The sequence below is a fragment of the Oceanimonas pelagia genome (genome assembly GCF_030849025.1).
Classification (GTDB): Bacteria; Pseudomonadota; Gammaproteobacteria; order Enterobacterales; family Aeromonadaceae; genus Oceanimonas; species Oceanimonas pelagia.
The window spans coordinates 2,662,880-2,684,338 of sequence record NZ_CP118224.1 but is presented as its reverse complement, the minus strand read 5'-3'; the positions used below and the strand labels follow the sequence as shown (position 1 = coordinate 2,684,338).

Sequence of the window (21,459 nt, the reverse complement as noted above, 5' to 3'; positions counted from 1 at the left end):
GTGGTCAATAGCCGGTGGTGATTTCGTGACCATTCCGGGGCCGGGTCCGGCTTTTTCGCGTTCCCGGGCGGTAGTGGTACAATGCGGGCAATTTTGCCACCCGATGCGGAACGACGGAATGAAACCACTCAAGAATGATACCTATCTGCGCGCGCTGATGCGTCAGCCCACCGACTACACCCCGGTATGGATGATGCGTCAGGCCGGCCGCTACCTGCCGGAATACAAGGCCACCCGGGCCCAGGCCGGCGATTTTATGTCGCTGTGCCGCAATGCCGAGCTGGCCTGCGAAGTGACCCTGCAGCCATTGCGTCGCTTTCCGCTGGACGCGGCCATTCTGTTTTCCGACATTCTGACCATTCCCGACGCCATGGGCCTGGGGCTGTATTTTGAAACCGGCGAAGGCCCGCGCTTTGAGCGTCCGGTCACCTGCGCCGCCGACGTGGCGCGTATCGGCGTTCCCGATCCGGAAGACGAGCTGGGCTACGTGATGAACGCGGTGCGCACCATTCGCCGCGAGCTGCAGGGCGAGGTGCCGCTGATCGGCTTCTCCGGCAGCCCCTGGACCCTGGCCACCTACATGGTGGAAGGCGGCAGCTCCAAGGCCTTTACCAAAATCAAGAAGATGATGTATGCCGAGCCGCAGACCCTGCACGCCCTGCTCGACAAGCTGGCCGACAGTGTCACCAGCTACCTTAACGCCCAGGTGGCGGCGGGCGCCCAGTCACTGATGATCTTCGACACCTGGGGCGGCGTGCTCACGCCGCGGGACTACAACGAGTTTTCGCTGCAGTACATGGCCAAGATCGTCGACGGGCTGACCCGCGAGGCCGACGGCCGCCGCGTGCCGGTGACCCTGTTCACCAAGAACGGCGGCCAGTGGCTGGAAGCCATCGCCGCCACCGGCTGCGACGCCGTGGGCCTGGACTGGACCATCAATATCGCCGACGCCAAACGCCGGGTGGGTGACCGGGTGGCGCTGCAGGGCAACATGGATCCGTCCATGCTGTATGCGCCCATTCCCCGCATCGAGCAGGAAGTGGCCGGCATTCTGGAAGGCTTTGGCCATGGCCCCGGCCATGTGTTCAACCTGGGCCACGGCATTCATCTGGATGTGGATCCGGCGCACGCCGGCGCCTTTATTGAGTCGGTGCACCGGCTGTCGCGGCCTTACCACGCGGAGTAAGGACGGGACACACCGAACAAAAAAAGCGCCGAATGGCGCTTTTTTATGACCTGGCGCCGGCTCAGCCGGCGGAGAGTTGCTGCTTGAGCTGTTGCACCCTGACCAGGAACTGCTTGCGGGCATTGCCGGTCAGGCCCTCGGCCATGGGCAGCTTGACCTGCATGGGATCCACCGGCCGGTTGTTGACCAGAAACTCGTAGTGCAGGTGCGGGCCGGTGGAGCGGCCGGTGTTGCCCGACAGCGCGATGCGGTCTCCGCGGCGCACCTTATCACCCGGCTTCACCAGGAACTTGCTCAGGTGCAGGAAGCGGGTGGTGTACTTGCGGCCGTGGCGGATCACCAGGTAGTTGCCGGCCAGCCGGTGGCGGGTCGCCTTGACCACCACGCCGTCGCCCGGCGCCAGCACCGGGGTGCCGGTGGGCACGGCAAAGTCGGTGCCCTTGTGGGGACGAATGCGACCGGTGACCGGATGCTTGCGGTGCAGGTTGAAGTTGGAGCTGATGCGGGAGTGGTGTTTCAGCGGAATGCGCACAAAGCCGCGTTCCATGCTGTTGCCCTGATCGTCATAGAAGTTGCCGTCTTCATGGCGGAACGCCTGGTAGCTGCGGCCGTTGTTGATGATCTCCACCGCCTGCAGCTCGGCCTTGCCGGTGCTCTGGCCTTCCACGAATTCGCGCTTGACCACCACCCGGAAGGTATCGCCCTGGCGCAGATCCCGGGCAAAGTTGAGCTGCCACTGGAACAGGTTGGCGATTTTCTGGATCTGGCCGGCGGACAGCCCCGCACTGCGGGCGCTGAGGTAGAAGCTGCCATTGATGGTGCCCTTGAGGCTGCGGCTTTCCCAGTGGCTTTCCTCGGTCTTCAGCCGGCTTTCATAACCCTCGCCGTTGCGGGTAAAAATGCGGGTCCGCATGATGTCCCGCTGGATCTTGAACTCCTGCAGCAGGTTGTTTTCGTCGATCAGCAGATACAGGGTCTGGCCGGGGCGCAGCCCGTCGAGCACCCGGTTTTCGTCGGCATCCAGCAGCTTGTACATGGTGGCCAGAGGCAGGCCCAGACCGTTGAAAATGGTGCTCAGGGTGTCGCCGTTCTGCACCACGTATTCCTGCCATTCCGGCTCGCTGGCGGCGATTTCGTCCAGCGCGTCCACCGGCTCGGCGGCGCCGATATCATCGTTGGGCAGGGTATAAAATTCGGTGCTGTCGACCTGTTCCTGTTCCTGCGGGTGCTGGGGCACATGCAGGCTGGCGGGAATACTGATGCGCACCGGCTTGTCGGTCAGCTCACCAGGAGTGGGCATCAGGGCCGCGGTGGAGAGGGTCAGGCCGCTGAGCAGGACAATACCGTAAAGGTGTCGCCGGGGCAGGGGCGAGGGCATGTCTTGCAGTCTGCTTTGTATCGGGCGGAGAAAATTCATCCGGATTACCTGTGCCAGTGGAATACTACACGATGCATATTGTGACCGTTTATTGTTCGACGTTTTAATAACCAAATTAAATAAGCTGGTCGTCTTTTATTACTAAATGGCCCGAAAACATCGGGCCACTGGTGTTAGTGCATCATTCATCACGAAAGTTCGGCATTATACAAAAATTCGTGTCCGAGTGTTCATCTTTCATTCAACAAACAAACGGCCATGTCGTTGGCCAACTTGAACATGAAGTCGAAATAGCCTTCGGCGCCGTCCTGAATGTCGCTGGCCAGAGGATCCAGTACCGCCACGCGGGCCTGAGTATCCCGCACCACGGCGTTGATCACGGCGGGACGGAACTGGGGTTCGGCAAACACGCATTCGGCGTTGGCCTGTTTCAGCGCCTGGTGAATGCGTGCCACGGTTTGTGCCCCCGGGGCCCGCTCGGGGTTGACGGTGAAATAACCCAGCGAGGGGATCTGATAGTGGGCTTCCCAGTAGCCATAGGCGTCGTGAAACACAAAATAGCCCTTGCCTCTGGCCGGGGCCAGGCGCTCGGTTACACGGGCATCGGTTTCGTGCAACTTTGACTCAAACAGCGCCAGGTTGTGTTGATATCGATCAAGATTGTCCGGATCCAGCTCTCCCAGGCGCTCGGCGATCAGCCGGGCGATGGCCAGGCCGTTGTGGGGATCCAGCCAGATGTGGGGATCCCGGTCACCATGGTCATGTTCGTCGTGAGCATGAGCCTCATGCTGGGCGATTACGATTTTGCCGTTATCATGAGCCGGCTCGTCACCCTGATGATCGTCATGGTGGCCATGTTCATCTTCATCATGGTGTCCGTGTTCATCCCGGTGTTGCTGTTCGGACGGCAACAGCGGCATCAGCGCCAGGCTGTTGCCACGGTTGGCCAGCAGCGGAGTGAGGAATCCTTCCAGATCAGGGCCTACCCAGATCACCAGATCGGCCTGTTGAATACGGCGCAGATCCGAGGGTTTAAGGGCATAGTCGTGGGGCGATGTGCCGGGTTTAAGCAGCAGCCCGGCGGGCTCGCCGCCCCGAGTGATGGCATTGGCGATCAGTTGCAGTGGCTTGACGGTGGTCAGAACTTCAACGGCACTGGCCTGGCCGGCAAGCAGCAGGGTCAGAAAAAGCAGGGCTCTCATGGCAGGCATTCTCGAGTGATTGTGAATGGAATTCGCGTGAACGAGAATGTTATAATATTACAAATATTGAAGTAAAGGCGCATCGCGAATGACCAAACTGGTAGAGCTGACCGAGGTTGGCCTGGAAGCGGACGGCAACGTCATTCTGGATCGAATATCCCTGAGCCTGCACCGCGGCGAGATCCTCACCGTGGTGGGGCCCAATGGTGCCGGCAAGAGTTCGCTTATAAAGCTGGTGCTGGAATTGCGTCAGGCCTCCCGGGGCACACTGTGGCGCAAGCCGGGGCTGCGGGTGGGCTATGTGCCCCAGAAACTGCACCTGGATCCGGTGTTGCCACTGACGGTGGCACGCTTTCTCAGCCTGTCTCGCGGCCGCCGGCTGACCGTGGCCCAGGCACTGGCCCGGGTGGGCGCCGAGCGGCTGGCCGAGCGGGCCATGCAGGCGCTCTCCGGAGGGGAAATGCAGCGTATTCTGCTGGCACGGGCCCTGATGATGGCGCCCGAACTGTTGATCCTGGACGAGCCGGCCCAGGGGGTGGACGTGCACGGCCAGACCGAACTGTATGCGCTGATCCAGCAACTGGCCGGGGAACTGCAATGCGGAGTGCTCATGGTATCCCACGATCTGCATCTGGTGATGGCCAGCACCCATCGCGTGATTTGCCTGAACCGTCACGTGTGCTGCCACGGTGAGCCCGAGCAGGTGGCCCGCCATCCGGAGTTCGCCCGTCTGTTCGGCCGGCCCGAGCTGGCCCAGCTGGCGGTCTATACCCATCATCATGATTGCGACGACGAGCATCACGGAGACGTGCGCCATGTGGGATAGTTTTCTGCTTTACGCCCTGCTGGCGGGGCTGGGTATTGCCGTGCTGGCCGGCCCCCTGGGCAGCTTTGTGGTATGGCGGCGCATGGCCTATTTTGGCGACACCCTGGCCCACTCCTCCCTGCTGGGGGTGGCCATGGGCCTGCTGCTGCAAATTAACCTGACCCTGGCGGTGCTGGTGGCCTGCCTGCTGCTGGGGGTGTTGCTGGCCGGTTTGCAGCGGGGCAGCCGGCTCAGCACCGACACCCTGCTCGGCATTCTGGCCCATACCGCGCTGTCGCTGGGGCTGGTGGCACTGGCCTTTATGGACAATATTCGTGTGGATCTGATGGCCTACCTGTTCGGGGATCTGCTGGCGATTCAGAGCTCGGATCTGGCCTGGATCTATGGTGGCGGCGCCCTGCTGCTGCTGTTGTTGAGACACTTCTGGAGTCCGTTGCTGTCCGTGACCGTCAGTGAAGAGCTGGCCCGGGTCGAAGGCGTGCCGGTGGAGCGGCTCAAGCTGTTGCTGCTGTTGATGATCAGTGTGCTGATCGCGGTGGCGATGAAGTTTGTGGGGGCGCTGATCATCACCTCGCTGCTGATCATTCCCGCCGCTACCGCCCGCCGCTTCAGCCGCACTCCTGAGCAGATGGCCGCCCTGGCCTCGGGCATTGGCGTGCTGGCGGTGCTCGGCGGCCTGCAACTGTCGGTGAGTTACGATACCCCCACGGGCCCGTCCGTGGTGGTGGCCGCCGCTGCCCTGTTTCTGCTATCACAGCTGGTGCCCAAGCGGGGATAATCGGTTGATGCCACTTTTCTCGTTCCCGCGCCCTGCGTGGGAACGCATGCTGGCTCCTGCGCAACCCCCGTAACAATCTTCCGTCTTTCAGCTTTTCAACACCTCATGCACCCGTGCCCGCAGTGCCGGCAGCTCTTCTCGCTCGAACCAGGGGTTTTTAGTCAGCCAGTAACGGTTGCGGGGCGACGGGTGGGGCAGGGGCAGGCGCTCGGGAGTGAATTCCCGCCAGTGGCGCACCGTTTCGGTGAGGGTGGGGTAACGCTGGCCCAGGTAATAACGCTGGGCGTACTGGCCGATCAGCAGGGTCAGGCGAATGTCGGGCAGGGCCGCCAGTATGCGTGCATGCCAGGCGGGAGCACATTCCGGGCGGGGCGGCAAATCCCCGCTCTTGCCCCGGCCCGGGTAGCAAAAGCCCATGGGCATGATGGCGACTTGCTCAGGGTCGTAAAACACTGTCCGGTCGAGCGCCAGCCAGCGGCGCAGGGTATCGCCACTGGCATCGTTCCAGGGAATGCCGGTTTCATGCACCCGGGTGCCCGGTGCCTGACCGATGATCAGAATGCGCGCGCGTTCCCCCAGCTGCACCACCGGGCGTGGACCCAGGGGCAGGTGAGCCTCGCACAGCCGGCAGGCGCGCACCTCGGCGAGCAGGGTTTTCATCAGTAGCCCAGGTCGAAATTTACCAGCCCTTCCATGGTCTTGCCCTCGATAAACTTGAGGTAATTGCGGCTGAAGCGGGTCACTATCTGATCGGGAAAGCTGTAGCCGGAGTTGTGCGGGGTGATCACCACATTGGGCATGTCCCACAGCGGACTGCTTTCGGGCAGGGGCTCGGTGGCGAACACGTCGAGCACGGCGGCGCCAATGCGGCCGCTGCGCAGGGCGTGCAGCAGGGCGGTCTCATCCACCGCATCACCCCGGCCCACGTTAAAGAACACCACGCCGGGCTTGATGTGATTGAGCCGCTCCTCGTTGAACAGCCGCCGGGTTTCGGGGGTGGAGGGCAGAACACTCACCACCACGTCGGCCTGGGGCAGCACCTTGTTCAGCGCCGGCGGCTGGTAGGTACGATCAAAGTTGGGGGCTTCACGGCCGGTGCGGCTGATGCCGAGCACCTGCATGCCAAAGTGGCGGGCGGTGCCGGCCACGTGCTGGCCAATGCTGCCGGTGCCCAGCACCAGCATGGTCTTGCCCGCCAGGCTCTGGTAGGCGATGGGTTGCCAGTTGTGGTGCCGTTGCTGCTCCCGGTAGTGGCGCAGATGGCGGGTGAGTGACAGCAGGTGGGCAAACACGTATTCGCTCACCAGCGGGCCGAAAATGCCGCGCACATTGGTGAGCAGATAGTCCTGGCGGGTGCCCGGGCTCAGCAGCACATCGACCCCGGCATAGGTGGACTGCACCCACTTCAGTTGCCGGGCTTCCTTCAGCCAGGGGCGAATGCGGGCGGGCTCGCCCAGCAGAATGTCGGCCCGCTCCAGACCGGCCCGAATTTCGTTGTCGTTGCCGGGCATCAGCACGGTCAGGCCCGGCAGGTAGGCCTTGCTCAGCAGATCCCGGTAGTGATGATTGTCCTGGCTGAGCAGCAGCAGGGTATGATTGGCCATACCTGTTCTCCTTGAAATGGGGTGTTCGCCGGTTTTGTGAGACAATGACACAGGCAAAATCTTATACCAGTGTTTCCCCCGCAAACTGTGAGCCCGGGAGCAAACGGCCATCGGGCCGCGGGGGAAACCCAACCACAAGGAATTTCGCGTGTTCGGCGATAAATTTTATAAAAAACTCAACAAACTCTCGCCCTGGCAGCAAACCGTGTTCGCGCTGGCGCTGGCGGAGCGCATGTACCCCAACTACCGGCTGTTTGCCGACACCGCCGGCTTTGGCGACGGGGCGCGTTTTCGCCACTGCCTGGACGTGCTCTGGACCTACCTGACGGTCAAGGGGTCGCGGGTGGATCTCTCTGCCGAGCTGGAGTCTTTCGAGAATGTTATTCCGGATCCGAACAAATTTGAATCCTACGGTGCCTGGCCGGCGCTGGACGCCTGCGTGGCCCTGGGGGCGGCCTACAACTCGGTGATCTGCCGTATTGGCGAGGAAGCGATGGAAGCCAGCAATGCCTCGCTGGGCACGGTGGCCGGCTTTGCCGAGCTGATGGCGGAGCGGGAGCTGGAAGAGCAGGAGCTTTACGAACACGAACTGATGGAAGCGGAAATGGAATTTCAGGTGGAGCTGTTGGAGCGGGTGTCCCAGCCGCGGGAAGCCGCCACCATTCTGGCGGTGCGGGACTTCGCCGCCCAGGGCGGCGTCTCCAATATCGGTATCGGTCTGGAATAGGGGCGGCCCCGTGGTTATTCGTGCAGCAGGCTGCCCACCTGCAACAGGGGGGCCACGTCCAGATCGTGGGCGTTCATCATGGATGAGATGCGCTGCACCGAGGACAGCAGCAGGTTCTGCTCCCATTGTTCCAGCGACTGAAAACGCTGAATAAAGCTTTCCTGCAAGGGCCGGGGGGCGGTTTTCAGCTTTTCCACGCCGGCCTCGGTCAGTACCGCATGCACCTTGCGCTTGTCGGTCTGGCTGCGCTCCCGCCGCACCAGCTGCTTCTGCTCCAGCCGGTCGATAATGGTGGTGGCGGTGGCCTGGCTCATGTTGGTGGCCTGGGCCAGCTTGCGCATGGTGATGTCGCCATGCTCGCTGATGGCCTGCATCAGCAGCAGCTGGGGCCCGGTCAGGCCGGAGGCCTTGCTGAGCTGGCGGGAATGGAGATCGATGGCGCGGATGATCTGGCGCAGGGCCACCAGTACCTCTTCATGTTTTTCCACAATCTACCTGTTTTCTGTTGATGATAAAGGGGGCTCGTTGAAATTGCGCGCACCATAGCGCAAAACCGGCAGGCTGGAAAGTTCCGCATCGTGGTTTGCGCCGACGCACCGTGACCCACCGGTAATTGTATGTACAATTGAGCCATACCGCAGGAGGCACCGTGACCCAGTCGATTCCCCTTTATCAGCAGATTAAACAGCATATTCTGGCCCGTATCGAGTCGGGGGAATACCCGCTGCACCAGCAAATTCCGCCCGAGCAGGAGCTGGCCGGCCAGTTTGGCGTGAGCCGCATGACCGCCCACAAGGCCATTCGCGATCTGGTGCAGGAGGGTTACCTGATGCGCCGGGCCGGGCTGGGTACCTTTGTCACCGAGCCCAAGGCGGAGTCGCCCCTGGCCGACATCAACAACATCGCCGATGAGGTGCGCGGTCGCGGCCATGACTATGCCAACCGGGTGCTGGTGCTCGACAGCCGCCATGCCAACGAGGAAGTGGCGCTGAACATGGGGATGCGGCTCAATTCTAAAGTGTTTCATTCGGTGCTGGTGCATCTGGAAAACGGCGTGCCCATTCAGGTGGAAGAGCGCTTTGTCAATCCCCAGCTGGCGCCGGGCTACCTGCAGTGCGATTTTAACCGCCAGACCCCCAACGCCTACCTGATGGCGCAATGCCCGCTGTCGGACATGGAGCATATTGTTGAGGCCCGGCTGGCACCGGTCAATATCAGTGACTGGCTGCAGATTGCTCACGAGCAACCCTGCCTGCTGGTGACCCGGCGCACCTGGTCGCTGAATCAGCTGGTGAGTTTTGCCCGGCTCTGGCACCCCGGCAACCGCTACAAGCTGAGATCAACACTGAAGTTGTAAGTGATGGGAGCGGGGATTAGGGACTGGGGACCGGAAAAATACACACGCCCCCTTGGTCGTCTAATCCCTATTCCCCAATCCCCCGGTCTTAGCGCCAGCGGGTGAGCAGCAGATCCAGGCTGTGGCTGCCGTCGGTGAGCTGCACTTCCTCATCCTGCAGGGTGGCAAACAAGTCCATGCTGCGCTGACACAGTCCCCCCAGCTGCGCCGGTTGGGGATCGGCCAGGTGAAAAATCTCCAGCCGGGGCAGCTGGCTCAGCTCCACCTTGTGCTTGCTCCACCACTCGTCGGCGCTGCGGCCGCCGTAGCTGTAGACAACCACCCGCTCGGCCCGGGACAGTGCCTGCTTGATGCGCTTGACGCTGGGCTCACCCAGCTCCACCCACAGCACAATGCGGCCATCGGGCGCCTTTTGCCACAGCTCGGGCTCGTCGTCGGTGCTGAGTCCCTTGGTAAAGCTCAGTTCTTCGTCGGCGTGGCGCATAAAGGCCAGCAGCCGCACCATCAGGCGAATGTCGGTTTCGGACGGATGCTGGGCCACGGTCAGGCTGTGAGCCTGGTAATAGTGGCGGGTCAGATCGCTGATATTGATGCGCACCTTGCGCAGGGTGGCGGAAAGGGCCATGCGGGGGTTCCGTGTAAAAGTGCACATAGTAACGGCAAGCGGCGCACCGGGCCAGCCTGCCCCCTTTTCTCCTGCAAGCGGAGCAGCGCGGTAAAGGTGTTTGTGTATATACAAATCCAGTCATCACGCCTTGCATATGTAAAATAATTGTGTGATCAAGCTCCGTTATTCCCACTAATTCTGATATTTTCCTTGCCAGTCGCACCCTTGCTCCTTTAAATGTATATACAAATGCAGCAAGCAAGGAGCCCATCATGTCCCAACCGGATCGCCTCTGGATCAACGTCACCCTGTTTGACGGCCAGAACACCGCCGCCCAGCCCATGGCGGTGGCGATCACCAATGGCCTGATCACGCGTGTCTGTCCCATGAGCGAGCTGCCGGTCGCTGAACAGGCCGCCGGCGAGCTGATCGACGCCGAGGGCCGGGTGCTGACCCCGGGACTGGTGGACTGCCATACCCATCTGGTGTTTGGCGGCAGCCGCGCCGGCGAGTTCGAGGCCCGGCTCGAAGGCAAAAGCTATGAAGAGATCGCCCGTGCCGGCGGCGGCATTCTCAGCACGGTGCGCGCCACCCGCGCGGCCAGTGAAGACGAGCTGTACCAGGCCGCCCTGCCGCGCCTCGAGGCGCTGATGGCCGAGGGCGTGACCACGGTAGAGATCAAGTCCGGTTACGGCCTGACCGTGGAAGACGAACTGAAGATGCTGCGGGTGGCCCGCCGTCTGGGCCGGGAGCGGCCGGTGCGGGTGCTGACCACCCTGCTCGGGGCCCATGCCCTGCCGCCGGAATACCAGGACGATGCCGACGGCTATATCGATCTGGTGTGCAACCGCATGATCCCGGCGGCCGCCGCCGACGGGCTGGCGGATGCGGTGGATGTGTTCTGCGAGGGCATCGGCTTTTCGGTAGCGCAGTGCCTGCGGGTCTATGCCGCCGCCAAGGCTTATGGTCTGGCCATCAAGGGTCATACCGAGCAGCTCTCCAATCTCGGCGGCAGCGCCGCCGCCGCCCGGGCCGGGGCCTTGTCGGTGGATCATATCGAATATCTGGATGACGCCGGGGTTCAGGCCCTGGCCGAGGCCGGCACCGTCGCCACCCTGCTGCCGGGCGCCTTTTACATGCTGCGCGAAACCAAAGTGCCGCCCATTGAACTGCTGCGCCGACATGGGGTGCCCATGGCCCTGGCCACCGATGCCAACCCCGGTACTTCCCCCATTTTCAGTCTGCGGCTGATGCTGAACATGGCCTGTACCCTGTTCCGGCTCACACCGCTGGAAGCCCTGAGCGGGGTCACCGCCCATGGCGCCCGGGCACTGGGGCTGCAGCAGCAGATCGGACGCATTGCTCCCGGACTGCGGGCGGATCTTTGCCTGTGGAACACGAATAACCCGGCGGAACTGGCCTACAGCGTTGGCCTGCCCACCCTGGTCCGGCGGGTATTTGCCGGCCAGGCACTCTGAATTGATGAAACCACCCTATTGATTACGACACTGAAGAGGGAATTTTCCATGTCTCAGCACAACAACCGTCACGACCCCAGCCGCGTGATCAAGGCGCCCACCGGCGTCAATAAAATCTGCAAGAGCTGGCTCACCGAGGCCGCCTACCGCATGCTGCACAACAACCTGCACCCGGACGTGGCCGAGCGCCCCGAGGATCTGGTGGTGTATGGCGGCATCGGCCGTGCCGCCCGCAACTGGCCCTGCTTCGATCGCATTGCCGAGGTGCTGACCCGGCTGGAGGATGACGAAACCCTGCTGATCCAGTCCGGCAAGCCGGTGGGCGTGTTCAGGACCCACGCCGATGCCCCCAGAGTGCTGCTGGCCAACTCCAACCTGGTGCCCCACTGGGCCAACTGGGAGCACTTTAACGAGCTCGATAAAAAGGGCTTGATGATGTACGGCCAGATGACCGCCGGATCCTGGATCTACATCGGCTCTCAAGGGATTGTGCAGGGCACTTACGAAACCTTTGTGGCCATGGCCAAGCAGCACTTCAACGGCGACGCCAGGGGCCGCTGGATCCTTACCGGTGGTCTGGGTGGCATGGGCGGTGCTCAGCCTCTGGCCGCCACCATGGCCGGCTTCAGCTGTATTGCGGTGGAATGCGACGAAACCCGTATCGACTTCCGCCTGCGCACCCGTTATGTGGACAAAAAGGCCTACAGCCTGGATGAAGCCCTGGGCATCATCGACGAGGCCAAGGCCAAGGGCGAGGCGGTGTCCGTGGGCCTGCTCGGCAACTGTGCCGATATCTTCCCCGAGATTGTGGAGCGCGGCATCGTGCCCGACGTGGTAACCGATCAGACCAGCGCCCACGATCCGCTGAACGGCTACCTGCCCAAGGGCTGGACCATGGAATACGCCGCCGACATGCGCCTGAAGGACGAAGCCGCGGTGGTGGATGCCGCCAAGGAGTCCATGGCCATTCAGGTGCGCGCCATGCTGGCGCTGCAGCAGCGCGGCTCGGCCACCACCGACTACGGCAACAACATTCGCCAGATGGCCAAGGAAAAGGGGGTGGAGAACGCCTTTGACTTCCCGGGTTTCGTGCCGGCCTATATTCGTCCGCTGTTCTGCCAGGGCATAGGCCCGTTCCGCTGGGTGGCGCTGTCCGGGGATCCGGAAGACATCTACAAGACCGACGCCAAGGTGAAGGAGCTGATCCCCGATGATCCGCACCTTCACAACTGGCTCGACATGGCCCGGGAGCGGATCAGCTTTCAGGGACTGCCGGCGCGGATCTGCTGGGTGGGCCTCAAGGATCGTGCCCGTCTCGGCCGGGCCTTTAACGAAATGGTCAAAAACGGTGAGCTCAAGGCGCCCATCGTCATCGGCCGGGATCATCTGGACTCCGGCTCGGTGGCCAGCCCCAACCGGGAAACCGAAGCCATGCAGGACGGCTCCGATGCGGTCTCCGACTGGCCGCTGCTGAACGCCCTGCTGAACACCGCCGGCGGCGCCACCTGGGTGTCTCTGCATCACGGTGGTGGTGTGGGCATGGGCTTCAGCCAGCACTCGGGCGTGGTGATAGTGGCAGACGGCACCGAGGCCGCCGATGCCCGCCTGAGCCGCGTGCTGCGCAACGATCCGGGCACCGGGGTGATGCGTCATGCCGATGCCGGTTATGATATTGCCATCGACTGTGCCCGCGAACAGGGCCTGGATCTGCCCATGATTAACGGCTTGAGCAACAAGGACTGAGCACGATGAACACACTGACCATCAACCCCGGAAAAATGACCCTGGCCGAGATGCGCCAGGCCTATGAACAGCCGGTCAAGCTGAGCCTGGATCCATCCACCCACGGCGCCATTCAGGCCTCGGTGGACTGTGTTAACCGCATGGTGGCGGAAGACCGCACCGTGTACGGCATCAACACCGGCTTTGGCCTGCTGGCCAACACACGGATCAAACCCGAGGATCTGGAAACCCTGCAGCGTTCCCTGGTGCTGTCCCACGCCACCGGCCTGGGTGAGCTGGTGAGCGACGATCTGGTGCGGCTGATTATGGTGCTCAAGATCAACGGCCTGGCCCGGGGCTTTTCCGGCATTCGCCTGGAAGTACTGGAAGCCCTGATGGCCCTGGTCAACCATGAGGTCTACCCTTGCATTCCCGGCAAGGGATCCGTGGGTGCTTCCGGGGATCTGGCACCCCTGGCGCACATGAGCTGTGTGCTGCTGGGCGAAGGCCATGCCCGTTACCAGGGCGAGATCATCAGCGCCGGCCAGGCGCTGGAGATCGCCGGGCTCAAACCCATGGGGCTGGCCCCCAAGGAAGGCCTGGCGCTGCTCAACGGCACTCAGGTGTCCACCGCCTTTGCCCTGCGCGGCCTGTTTGAGGCGGAAGATCTGTTCGCCGGCGCCATTGCCGTGGGCGGTCTCACGGTGGAAGCGACCCTCAGCTCCCGCCGGCCGTTCGATGCCCGCATTCACGACGTACGCGGCCAGCGCGGGCAGATCGATGCCGCCGCCGCCTATCGCCATGTGCTGGGCGAGGCCAGCGAGATCAGCCGCTCCCACGTGAACTGCGCCAAGGTGCAGGATCCCTATTCCCTGCGCTGCCAGCCCCAGGTGATGGGTGCCTGCCTGACCCAGTTGCGTCAGGCCGCCGAGGTGCTGCTGATTGAAGGCAATGCCGTGTCCGACAACCCGCTGGTGTTTGCCGACGACAACGACGTGATTTCCGGCGGCAACTTCCACGCCGAGCCGGTGGCCATGGCCGCCGATAACCTGGCGCTGGCCATTGCCGAAATCGGCTCCCTGAGCGAGCGCCGGGTGTCGCTGATGATGGATACCCACATGTCGGGGCTGCCGCCCTTTCTGGTGGAAAACGGCGGGGTCAACTCCGGCTTTATGATCGCTCAGGTGTCGGCGGCGGCCCTGGCCTCCGACAACAAGGCGCTGGCGCACCCGCATTCGGTGGACTCGCTGCCCACCTCCGCCAACCAGGAAGACCATGTGTCCATGGCTCCCAACGGCGGTCGCCGGCTGTGGGACATGGTGGAAAACACCCGGGGCGTGCTGGCCATCGAATGGCTGGCGGCCTGTCAGGGTCTGGACTTCCGTGGCGGCATGAAGACCACCGAGCTGCTGGAACAGGCGCGCCGGACCCTGCGGGAAAAAGTGAGCTATTACGACAAGGACCGCTTCTTTGCTCCGGATATCGAGCAGGCCAACGCCCTGCTCAAGGCCAATGTACTCAGCCATCTGGTACCGGCGGGGCTGCTGCCCAGCCACTGAGTGGCAGGGTGGCAAAAAAATTGAACAGAGGGGGCATTGGCCCCCTCTTTGTTATTGTGCCTCGTCGACGGGCGAGCTGAAGGCGGTGCCGCCGCGCAGAAATATCTGCTCCGGCGCCGGGTGCATCAGAAAGCGCTGGTGGGAAATGTTCCAGGCGTAGGCACCGGCATGGCGGAACACCAGCCAGTCGCCGATGGCCAGCTCAGCGATGGGCTGGCGGCGGGCCAGCACGTCCTTGGGGGTGCACAGCTGGCCCACCAGGGTGACGTTTTCGTTGCGCAGCCGTGGCGGCCGTTCACTCCGCACCAGGTGAAACGGGTGGTCGTGATCCTGGGCGGCCGGGGTGCGAAAGTGATGGGTACCGCCGCGACCGATGGCGAACCATTCGCCGTGGTTGCGCTTGATGTCGAGCACCTCCATCACGTAATAGCCGCAGTAGGCGCTGATGAAACGGCCGCATTCAAAGCGCAGCCGCAGTTTGCCCATGGGCTCCTCGTCGATCAGCTGCCGCAGCGCTTGGCAAAAGCCCGGCCAGTCAAAGCGCCGGTTCGGCTGCCTGTAGTCGACGCCGATGCCGCCACCCAGGTTAATCACCGACAGATCCAGGCCGAAGCGCGCCTGCCAGTCGCCGACGGTGCGCAGGCAGTGCTGGATCAGGGCCAGTTGCACTCGAGGATCCAGCTGGTGGGACATGAGATGAAAATGAAAGCCCTGCAGATCCAGCCGGTCCTGCTCGGCGATCAGCGCCAGCGCCTCGGGCAGATCCTCCGGATCCAGGCCAAAGGGGGTGGGTTTGCCAGCCATGGCCAGGCGCGTGCTGGGCATGCCGTCGAGGGGAATGTTCATGCGCAGCATCAGCGGCACCCGCCGGCCGAGCCGGGCGCCGAGGGCGGCGAGGCGCTGCAGCTCGGTCAGGCTTTCCACATGAATGCACTCCACGCCCAGGGTCAGCGCCTGCTCCAGCTCGGACTCCAGCTTGCCGGGGCCGCCGAACAGCAGTCGTTGCTCGGGGTGGCGCTCGGCCAGCCAGGCCAGTTCGCCGCCGGAGGCCGCTTCAAAGCCATCGACGACGGGCGCCAGGGTCTCGAGGATCGGCGCCATGGGGTTGGCCTTGGCGGCGTAGAACAGCTCGCAGTTGGCGGGCAGCGCCTCGCGCAGCTGGCGGGCGTGGGCGGCGAGGGCGTCCAGATCGTACAGGTAGGCGCACAGGGGCTCGCCGTTGGGCTGTTGCCGGCGCTGGGACAGGTATTGAGTAATGCTGGGGGTCATGAAGGAGCTCTCATCGGGTGGGGCAGCAGGGTGTAGTCGGCCAGGCGATCGGCCTTTTGCAGCAGACGGGTTTTCAGGTTGTTCTTGGCGGGCAGGGGCGCGCCGGCCAGCAGCTCACCGAGCTCGGCCGGCTGGCCGTTGGCCTGGTGCCAGGCCTGCAGCACCGCCGCCAGCCGTTGCCAGGCGGCCTGCTCCAGCCCGGTGTCGCCGTCGGCCAGGTGGAAAATGGCTTCCGACAGATTGTTGACCAGCAGGCAGTAGCCGATGCGGTTCCAGCCCTGCTCGCGGCTGTAGTGCACAGAAGCGCGGGCGCGTTCGGACAGGCCCTGCAGCCGGGACTCGGGCCAGTACTCGGGCAGCAGCTTGGTGCCTTCCAGATCGCGAATCCAGACTCGGCTCGGCAGGCCCTGATCAAAACCGATAAGGGTGTTCTGCAGGTGGGGCTCAAACACCACGCCGTGGTTGAGGCCGGCATCCAGCACGCCGGGCACCAGGGCCGCCAGGTAGGCCTCAAACCAGCTGAGGGCGGCGTGACGGTAGTCCCAGCCCCGCTCTGCGGCCAGGGTCTGCAACGCCTGCACCAGCCGGCTCTGGCCGAACCTGTCCCAGGCGAACAGGGCTCCGGCCAGGGCGGGGGCCGCGTTCTGCTGCAGCCCGGCGGGCAGGTTGTCCCGGTAGAGCAGGCCGAAACATTCCTGCAGGTGGCGCACGTCGTCCTGCTCCTGCGGGGTCGCCAGGGAGGCAAAGTTCAGGGTGGTGGCGGCGGGCTCCCGCATCAGGGCAAAGCCCGGGTTGTCCCGCTCCAGCTGCGCCAGCACCGGCGCCAGGTGTTTGCTCATGAAGACGGCGCTTTCCAGCTCGTACCAGGCGTTCTTGCGCACGCAGTTGGTCAGGCGTACGTGAATGGAGCATTTGAGAAAATAGCGCAACTCGGGCCGGTACAGGGTGCGCACCGAGGAGGTAGGGTACATCGGCAGCCCCCGGGAACCCAGGTAGCTCACCAGACCCTGTTGCTCGGCCCGGTGATAGAGGGGAGACGACAGAATGTGGTGTACCTCCCAGGGATGACAGGGATAGAGGCCGGGCTCGCCGGCCAGTTGCTCCAGCATGGCCAGGGCCGCCGGCTCGCCGCTGTGCTGCCACAGCGCGGGGCTGACGTTAAACCAGCACAGTGGAAATTCGGCGCCCACTTCCGGCGAGCAGGCCAGCAGTTCGTCCATGGGCACGCCGTGGCGGCTCTTGGGGCTGGGGTGCATGGGGTGGCCCCACAGCAGGGCCTGTTCGCTGTCGAGCAGGGTATCCGCCCGGGGTTTTGGCGCCCGTTCCAGAAAGGCGTGGGTAATGGCGGTGCTGTTGGCCAGTTGATCCGCCAGCTCTTGATTGAAGGGGGTGCCGGTCTGCAATGCCATCTCCTGCAGCAGCAGGCGGCCGGCGTCCTCGCCGGACAGCGGCCGCCAGGGCCGGCCGAGGCGCTTGACGAAAGGCATGGAGCTAAAGCGGGCCCGGCCCAGCAGGCTGACCCGGTCGGCGTTCAGGGCCAGCTTGGCCTGGCTGGCGGGCAGGGTCAGGCGCAGGGGGCGGCCCCCGGTGAGCGGGCTGGTCAGGGCACGGGGCAGGTCTCCCTTGGCGTGCCATTCCACCTCGCCGGCAGGCAGGGCGAACTCGCGCAGGTAACAGTTGAGCAGGGCGCCGATGGCGTGGTGTTCGGCCAGGCCGCGCAGGGGATCACTCGGGCGCGCGGTCGGGGTGAGCAGGGTTTCCATTGTGAGCCTCCATGGTAAACACGGTGAGTAACAGCAGGCCGCCGGCACAGGCCGAGGCGGCGGCAATAAAGGGAGTGTGCGTGCCGTGGCCGGCGCTGAGCCAGGCGGCAACCAGGCCCGCCAGCACGCCGGCGGCCTTGCCCACGGCGTCCAGCCGGCCAAACCAGCTGCCGGCCTTGCGGCGCCGGGTCAGCCGTCCGATCAGGCCGTTGAGGCCCTGAAAGCCGAGCCAGATGCCGAGCCCGAACAGCAGCCGGGCCGCCAGCAGGGCGGCCAGGCTGTGCAGCTGGAACTGCCACAGGCAGGCCAGCAGTTGCAGCCCCAGGCCCCAGGCCAGGGCCGGTCGCCAGGGCAGGGCGAGGCGGTGGGCCAGCGGCTGCACCAGCAGGTACACCAGGTGCGGCAGGCTGTAGAGCAGGCCGATCAGCGCCGGCGAGGTGGTCAGTGACTCGGCGTAGGGCAGAAAGTAGGGAAAGGTGGCCACCATGGCGAAGAAGAACAGAAACTGCAGTCCCATCGCCGTCCACCGCCAGTGGGCCGGTGGCGTCGCTTCCTCTGTGGCGTCCGTGAGTTTGCCGGCGCCCTGGTCGGTATCGGGCAGCCGGGCGGCCAGGGCCAGTGCCGCCAGCGGCAGCAGGGTCAGCCCCAGATACAGCTCGCGCACGGAAAACGTGGTCACCAGCAGGCCCAGGCCGATGGGGGCGCAGACCAGCGCCAGCCGGGCGGTGAACTGGGTCCAGCCCAGGGCCTGGGCCAGTTTTTCCCGGCTCAGGCCGGTGGCCAGGTAGCCGTTGGCCGCGGCCAGGGTGCCGCCGAACAGCCCCTGCAGCGCCAGCGCCAGCACAAACCAGCCGAGGGACGGCGCCAGTCCGGCCAGGGCAAAGGCCAGCGCCAGACCGGCCAGGGCGCGCATCAGCGACAGCTTGCAGCCATAGCGGTCGGCGAACCGCCCCCACAGGGGGGCGGACAGGGCGGTCAGTATCGCCGGCAGGCTGTACAGGGTGCCGACCCAGGGGCTGGTCTGGCCCAGCCCGAACTCGGTCAGTAACCGGGGCAGGAACAGCGGCATGCCGAGCACGCTGAAGGCCGCCATGAAATGGCAGGCGAGCACGGCGGTCAGGACTGGATTCATGCGGGCTCCCGCAGGAAGTTGGGTCCGGTGTGGCCGTAGAACTTGTTGATGTCCGCCGCCCCCGAGCGGGCCTTGCTGAGCAGGCTGCCGCTCTGCAGCAGGTACTTGACGTATTGCCGCTCGTCTTCGAACAGCAGGCGTTCGGCCAGTTGCGTGTCCAGCCCCTCGGCGTGCAGGGCGTCGAGCTCCCGGCGCAGGCTTTGGCGCAGCACCGCATAGCCCCAGTCCCGCGCCAGGCAGCCGGCCTCGGCCAGGCCTTCGAGCACGGCGGCCAGATCCAGCTGCAGCGTGATGGTGGTGAACATCTGCCCCAGGGCCAGCTCGTCGGCCACCAGAATGCGCTCGTCGCGCAGTTCATGGAGGCGGGCGGCCAGCTCGGGGTGGGCCTGCTTAAAGCGGGCCGGCCACAACCGGGCGGCGTCGTTGTCCTTCATCATCAGGCTCAGGGGCCGGCCCGGGGTCAGCGACAGCACGGCGTTCTGCTGGTTGGACTCCAGGGCGATGCCGTATTTCAGCCACAGCCGCAGGTGCACCCGGGCCATCAGTTCGCAGTATTGCCGCCACCAGTCCGCCAGGCTCTGCTCGCCCTGATGCTCGAGCAGGGCGGCGATATAGGGCCGGCCATCGGGCAGCGGGCTGCACAGGGCGGCCACCGGTGCCAGGGTTTCCCCCGCTCGCGGCTCGGGGTAACGGCGCAGCAGAAAGGCGTGCAGCCTGTCGTCGCCCAGGTGGCCGGCCACCGACTCGTCCACGTGGCGATAGCTGCCCCTGAGGCGTTCGTCTTCCCGTTCGAGCCGGCTCAGGCAGCGGGCGAACCAGTCGCCGTCGTACAGGGTGCCGGGTTTGATCAGGCGAATGTTTTTCTGGCCCAGGGTGGCCATGGCCAGGGGCATCTTGAGGTGCTCGTTGGGCCGCTCGGCCAGCGCCAGGGTGCGCACCGACAGGGTCGGAATGACCGGCAGAAAGGCGCCGGGGGCCGCCACCGCGCCCTCGGGCAAGGTGTCCAGTTGCTGCCAGGTAAGCGGATGCACCGGAAACAGCACATGGCTGCTGGCCAGGGCGGCGTTCAGGCCCACCTGTTCAAAGCGCGGCCACCAGGCGGGCAGCGGGCCGGTCAGGCAGGCGCGGTCGGCGGGCAGGGCCAGCCAGTGCAGCCGGAACTCGGGGGCGAACTCAGGCGCAAAGGCCTCGAGCTGTTTCCGGCTGAAACCGAACTTGGCCCGGGCCGTAGGGTAATAGGGGTGGTCGAGAAAGCTGGCCACCTGATCCGCGTGCAGCAGGCGCGCGCCCCAGTCGGCGTCAAAGCCGGCGAGCCGGTCGGCCTGCTCGGCAAAGGCCCGGCGACACAGCTCGCCCTGCTCGATGGCGGCGTCCGCCTCGTCCATGTAGGCGGAGTACAGGGCCTGCTCGTCCTCTTCAAGGCCGGCCATCAGCCGTTCAAGCCAGCGCCGGTGGCCGGACTCTTGCCGCCAGTGGCCCTGGTCCAGGCACCACCAGTGGCCGGCGGCGGTGCGCAGCGGCTGCATGTAGTCGCTTTCGCTCACCGCCAGGCGCAGGGGCACGGCCAGGTGATCCAGCTCCAGCCAGAGCTGGCCGTCCTGCTCGACGCGCCGCCCCCGGCTGATCAGCTGGCGCACATCTTCCCGCAGGCAGGCGTCCATGATGCGCCGGCAAATGCGTTCCTGCTCCGTCATGCTTCTATCTCCCACTTCAGTTCGGCTTCGACCTGCTCTTGCAGGGTGTTCAGTGCCGCCGCCGAGTCGGCCTGCAGGTAGAGCACGCCCAGGTAGTCCTTGTTGGAATGGCTGAGCCGAATGCGGTCACCCTGCCGGCGCAGGGGCACATGGCTCAGCCCCGGCCGTGAAGCGGGCGCCGGCGGCACGGTCAGCCGGCCTTCGGACTCGGCCACCAGGTAGCGAATGGCGGCGTGGCGGGACGCCGGCGCCAGGGGCGGCAGGGGCTCGCCCAGGTGCAGCTGCAGTATGGGGCGGAACCAGCCGCCGGGCAGCAGTTCGTCCAGCAGGAACTCCCGGCCGTCGCCGATGCTGCGGTAGTTGATTTCCACCAGCACGGGGCCGGTGTCGGTGAGAATGAATTCGCTGTGGCACACGCCGAAGCCGACGCCAAAGGCCCGCACCTGCTCCAGCGCTGTCTGCTGCCAGGCCCGAGAGATGTCGCCCTGCCAGTGGGCGGCGGTTTCGATGAAGTGGGGCGGGGCGGAGAGGGAGACGTCAAAGCCGCCCACCGCCACCAGATCCCGGCCGTCGCCCAGGGTTTCCAGGGTGAACAGGGGGCCGGCCATGTACTGCTCCAGCAGCAGGGGGGCGGTGCCGCGGCCGGCCAGCAGGGCGGTCAGACCGGTCTGGGTGTCGACCCGGCTGACGTCGAGTGAAGCCACGCCCTGGCTGGGCTTGACCACCAGCGGATAGGGCCAGTCGGCGGCGGCGGGCTCGCCAGGCAGCAGCAGGCGCGACCAGACGCTGGGCAGGCCCAGCTCGGCCAGCCGTTCCCGCATGCGCAGCTTGTCCTTGGCCCGGTAGCACACCTGCCAGGGTTTGGTGGGCAGGCCCAGGGCGTCGGCGACGATGGCGGTGGCGGTCTGCAGGTGATCGCTGTTGGAAAAGACGGCGGCGGGGCGAATGGCCTGCTCGGTCAGCAGATCGAGCACGGCGATGGGGTTGAACACGTCGCACTCGAGCACGCGGGTATCCGCCAGGCGTTCCCGGTGCGCCTGGCCCTGATCGGTGACCAGCACCACCTCATGGCCCAGCTGGCGGGCGGCGGGAACAAAGCCGTCGATGACGGCGCGGTTGACCACATGGGTCAGGATCACGATGGGTAATGACATGCTTGTCCTTGTGAATCGAAACG

The 21,459-nt window shown here is 64.8% G+C and carries 19 protein-coding genes; 8 read left to right on the top strand and 11 right to left on the bottom strand.

The window, feature by feature from the left end; all coding sequences use genetic code 11:
* Window positions 1–118: 118 nt before the first annotated feature.
* Window positions 119–1,186 (top strand): uroporphyrinogen decarboxylase, encoded by a 1,068-nt coding sequence (gene hemE / locus PU634_RS12815; RefSeq protein ID WP_306761187.1) that lies wholly within the window; start codon window positions 119–121, stop codon window positions 1,184–1,186.
* A 61-nt stretch (window positions 1,187–1,247) separates the two neighbouring features.
* Here the strand turns inward: hemE and mepM are convergent, their stop codons facing one another.
* Together mepM and znuA are read right to left on the bottom strand one after the other, a co-directional pair.
* Window positions 1,248–2,603 carry a murein DD-endopeptidase MepM gene (mepM, locus tag PU634_RS12810; RefSeq protein ID WP_306761186.1) on the bottom strand — a complete coding sequence of 452 codons (1,356 nt, stop codon included), beginning with the start codon at window positions 2,601–2,603 and terminating at the stop codon, window positions 1,248–1,250.
* A 191-nt stretch (window positions 2,604–2,794) separates the two neighbouring features.
* A complete protein-coding gene (gene znuA / locus PU634_RS12805) occupies window positions 2,795–3,766 on the bottom strand; it encodes a zinc ABC transporter substrate-binding protein ZnuA (RefSeq protein WP_306761185.1) in 972 nt (323 codons plus the stop codon).
* A gap of 88 nt (window positions 3,767–3,854) precedes the next feature.
* Here znuA and znuC point away from each other — a divergent pair, with 88 nt between their 5' ends.
* Together znuC and znuB are read left to right on the top strand one after the other, a co-directional pair.
* Window positions 3,855–4,592 (top strand): zinc ABC transporter ATP-binding protein ZnuC, encoded by a 738-nt coding sequence (gene znuC / locus PU634_RS12800; protein WP_306761184.1) that lies wholly within the window; start codon window positions 3,855–3,857, stop codon window positions 4,590–4,592.
* The gene (gene znuB, locus PU634_RS12795; protein ID WP_306761183.1) at window positions 4,582–5,370 is read left to right on the top strand and encodes a zinc ABC transporter permease subunit ZnuB; all 789 of its coding nucleotides are present in this window, start codon (window positions 4,582–4,584) and stop codon (window positions 5,368–5,370) included. Before znuC ends, znuB begins: the two co-directional genes overlap by 11 nt.
* Window positions 5,371–5,457: 87 nt before the next feature.
* Here znuB and PU634_RS12790 read toward each other — a convergent pair whose 3' ends face one another.
* Both PU634_RS12790 and PU634_RS12785 read right to left on the bottom strand, forming a co-directional pair.
* Window positions 5,458–6,030 (bottom strand): uracil-DNA glycosylase family protein, encoded by a 573-nt coding sequence (locus PU634_RS12790; protein WP_306761182.1) that lies wholly within the window; start codon window positions 6,028–6,030, stop codon window positions 5,458–5,460.
* Window positions 6,030–6,974, bottom strand: coding sequence for a D-2-hydroxyacid dehydrogenase (locus PU634_RS12785; RefSeq protein WP_306761181.1), 945 nt, complete (start codon window positions 6,972–6,974; stop codon window positions 6,030–6,032). The genes PU634_RS12790 and PU634_RS12785 overlap by 1 nt, the downstream gene beginning before the upstream one ends.
* 148 nt (window positions 6,975–7,122) lie before the next feature.
* Between PU634_RS12785 and PU634_RS12780 the strand changes: the two genes are divergently transcribed.
* Window positions 7,123–7,701 carry a YjaG family protein gene (locus PU634_RS12780; RefSeq protein WP_306761180.1) on the top strand — a complete coding sequence of 193 codons (579 nt, stop codon included), beginning with the start codon at window positions 7,123–7,125 and terminating at the stop codon, window positions 7,699–7,701.
* Window positions 7,702–7,715: 14 nt separating this feature from the next.
* Here PU634_RS12780 and PU634_RS12775 read toward each other — a convergent pair whose 3' ends face one another.
* Window positions 7,716–8,189, bottom strand: a complete 474-nt coding sequence (locus tag PU634_RS12775; RefSeq protein ID WP_306761179.1) for a MarR family winged helix-turn-helix transcriptional regulator — start codon at window positions 8,187–8,189, stop codon at window positions 7,716–7,718.
* A 161-nt stretch (window positions 8,190–8,350) separates the two neighbouring features.
* On the opposite strand from PU634_RS12775, the gene hutC reads away from it, so the two are divergent.
* Window positions 8,351–9,058, top strand: a complete 708-nt coding sequence (gene hutC, locus PU634_RS12770; protein WP_306761178.1) for a histidine utilization transcriptional repressor HutC — start codon at window positions 8,351–8,353, stop codon at window positions 9,056–9,058.
* Window positions 9,059–9,146: 88 nt separating this feature from the next.
* Here the strand turns inward: hutC and PU634_RS12765 are convergent, their stop codons facing one another.
* The gene (locus PU634_RS12765; protein WP_306761177.1) at window positions 9,147–9,683 is read right to left on the bottom strand and encodes a YaeQ family protein; all 537 of its coding nucleotides are present in this window, start codon (window positions 9,681–9,683) and stop codon (window positions 9,147–9,149) included.
* Between the two features lie 254 nt (window positions 9,684–9,937).
* On the opposite strand from PU634_RS12765, the gene hutI reads away from it, so the two are divergent.
* From hutI to hutH, 3 genes are read left to right on the top strand one after another with little or no spacing between them, the layout of a single operon-like run.
* The gene (gene hutI, locus PU634_RS12760; protein WP_306761176.1) at window positions 9,938–11,143 is read left to right on the top strand and encodes an imidazolonepropionase; all 1,206 of its coding nucleotides are present in this window, start codon (window positions 9,938–9,940) and stop codon (window positions 11,141–11,143) included.
* A gap of 48 nt (window positions 11,144–11,191) precedes the next feature.
* Entirely contained in the window at window positions 11,192–12,886 is a 1,695-nt protein-coding gene (hutU, locus tag PU634_RS12755; protein ID WP_306761175.1) for a urocanate hydratase, read from the top strand.
* A gap of 5 nt (window positions 12,887–12,891) precedes the next feature.
* A complete protein-coding gene (gene hutH / locus PU634_RS12750; protein WP_306761174.1) occupies window positions 12,892–14,424 on the top strand; it encodes a histidine ammonia-lyase in 1,533 nt (510 codons plus the stop codon).
* A gap of 51 nt (window positions 14,425–14,475) precedes the next feature.
* On the opposite strand, the gene PU634_RS12745 is transcribed toward hutH, so the two are convergent.
* Genes PU634_RS12745 through PU634_RS12725 form a run of 5 tightly spaced genes read right to left on the bottom strand, consistent with a single transcriptional unit; the run spans window position 14,476 to window position 21,436 of the window.
* On the bottom strand, window positions 14,476–15,693 hold the full coding sequence (locus PU634_RS12745; RefSeq protein WP_306761173.1) for a type III PLP-dependent enzyme: 1,218 nt from the start codon (window positions 15,691–15,693) through the stop codon (window positions 14,476–14,478).
* Window positions 15,690–17,456, bottom strand: coding sequence for an IucA/IucC family protein (locus tag PU634_RS12740; RefSeq protein ID WP_306761172.1), 1,767 nt, complete (start codon window positions 17,454–17,456; stop codon window positions 15,690–15,692). Before PU634_RS12740 ends, PU634_RS12745 begins: the two co-directional genes overlap by 4 nt.
* Entirely contained in the window at window positions 17,419–18,588 is a 1,170-nt protein-coding gene (locus PU634_RS12735; protein WP_306761171.1) for an MFS transporter, read from the bottom strand. Before PU634_RS12735 ends, PU634_RS12740 begins: the two co-directional genes overlap by 38 nt.
* On the bottom strand, window positions 18,585–20,282 hold the full coding sequence (locus tag PU634_RS12730; RefSeq protein ID WP_306761170.1) for an IucA/IucC family protein: 1,698 nt from the start codon (window positions 20,280–20,282) through the stop codon (window positions 18,585–18,587). Before PU634_RS12730 ends, PU634_RS12735 begins: the two co-directional genes overlap by 4 nt.
* The gene (locus PU634_RS12725) at window positions 20,279–21,436 is read right to left on the bottom strand and encodes an ATP-grasp domain-containing protein (protein WP_306761169.1); all 1,158 of its coding nucleotides are present in this window, start codon (window positions 21,434–21,436) and stop codon (window positions 20,279–20,281) included. The genes PU634_RS12730 and PU634_RS12725 overlap by 4 nt, the downstream gene beginning before the upstream one ends.
* Between the last annotated feature and the right edge of the window lie 23 nt (window positions 21,437–21,459).

Excerpts from the sequence above, each read along its gene's own strand:
- hemE (WP_306761187.1), top strand. The coding sequence starts at position 119 with ATGAAACCACTCAAGAATGATACCTATCTGCGCGCGCTGATGCGTCAG.
- mepM (WP_306761186.1), bottom strand. The coding sequence starts at position 2,603 with ATGAATTTTCTCCGCCCGATACAAAGCAGACTGCAAGACATGCCCTCG.
- znuA (WP_306761185.1), bottom strand. The coding sequence starts at position 3,766 with ATGAGAGCCCTGCTTTTTCTGACCCTGCTGCTTGCCGGCCAGGCCAGT.
- znuC (WP_306761184.1), top strand. The coding sequence starts at position 3,855 with ATGACCAAACTGGTAGAGCTGACCGAGGTTGGCCTGGAAGCGGACGGC.
- znuB (WP_306761183.1), top strand. The coding sequence starts at position 4,582 with ATGTGGGATAGTTTTCTGCTTTACGCCCTGCTGGCGGGGCTGGGTATT.
- PU634_RS12790 (WP_306761182.1), bottom strand. The coding sequence starts at position 6,030 with ATGAAAACCCTGCTCGCCGAGGTGCGCGCCTGCCGGCTGTGCGAGGCT.
- PU634_RS12785 (WP_306761181.1), bottom strand. The coding sequence starts at position 6,974 with ATGGCCAATCATACCCTGCTGCTGCTCAGCCAGGACAATCATCACTAC.
- PU634_RS12765 (WP_306761177.1), bottom strand. The coding sequence starts at position 9,683 with ATGGCCCTTTCCGCCACCCTGCGCAAGGTGCGCATCAATATCAGCGAT.
- hutI (WP_306761176.1), top strand. The coding sequence starts at position 9,938 with ATGTCCCAACCGGATCGCCTCTGGATCAACGTCACCCTGTTTGACGGC.
- hutU (WP_306761175.1), top strand. The coding sequence starts at position 11,192 with ATGTCTCAGCACAACAACCGTCACGACCCCAGCCGCGTGATCAAGGCG.
- hutH (WP_306761174.1), top strand. The coding sequence starts at position 12,892 with ATGAACACACTGACCATCAACCCCGGAAAAATGACCCTGGCCGAGATG.
- PU634_RS12745 (WP_306761173.1), bottom strand. The coding sequence starts at position 15,693 with ATGACCCCCAGCATTACTCAATACCTGTCCCAGCGCCGGCAACAGCCC.
- PU634_RS12740 (WP_306761172.1), bottom strand. The coding sequence starts at position 17,456 with ATGGAAACCCTGCTCACCCCGACCGCGCGCCCGAGTGATCCCCTGCGC.
- PU634_RS12735 (WP_306761171.1), bottom strand. The coding sequence starts at position 18,588 with ATGAATCCAGTCCTGACCGCCGTGCTCGCCTGCCATTTCATGGCGGCC.
- PU634_RS12730 (WP_306761170.1), bottom strand. The coding sequence starts at position 20,282 with ATGACGGAGCAGGAACGCATTTGCCGGCGCATCATGGACGCCTGCCTG.
- PU634_RS12725 (WP_306761169.1), bottom strand. The coding sequence starts at position 21,436 with ATGTCATTACCCATCGTGATCCTGACCCATGTGGTCAACCGCGCCGTC.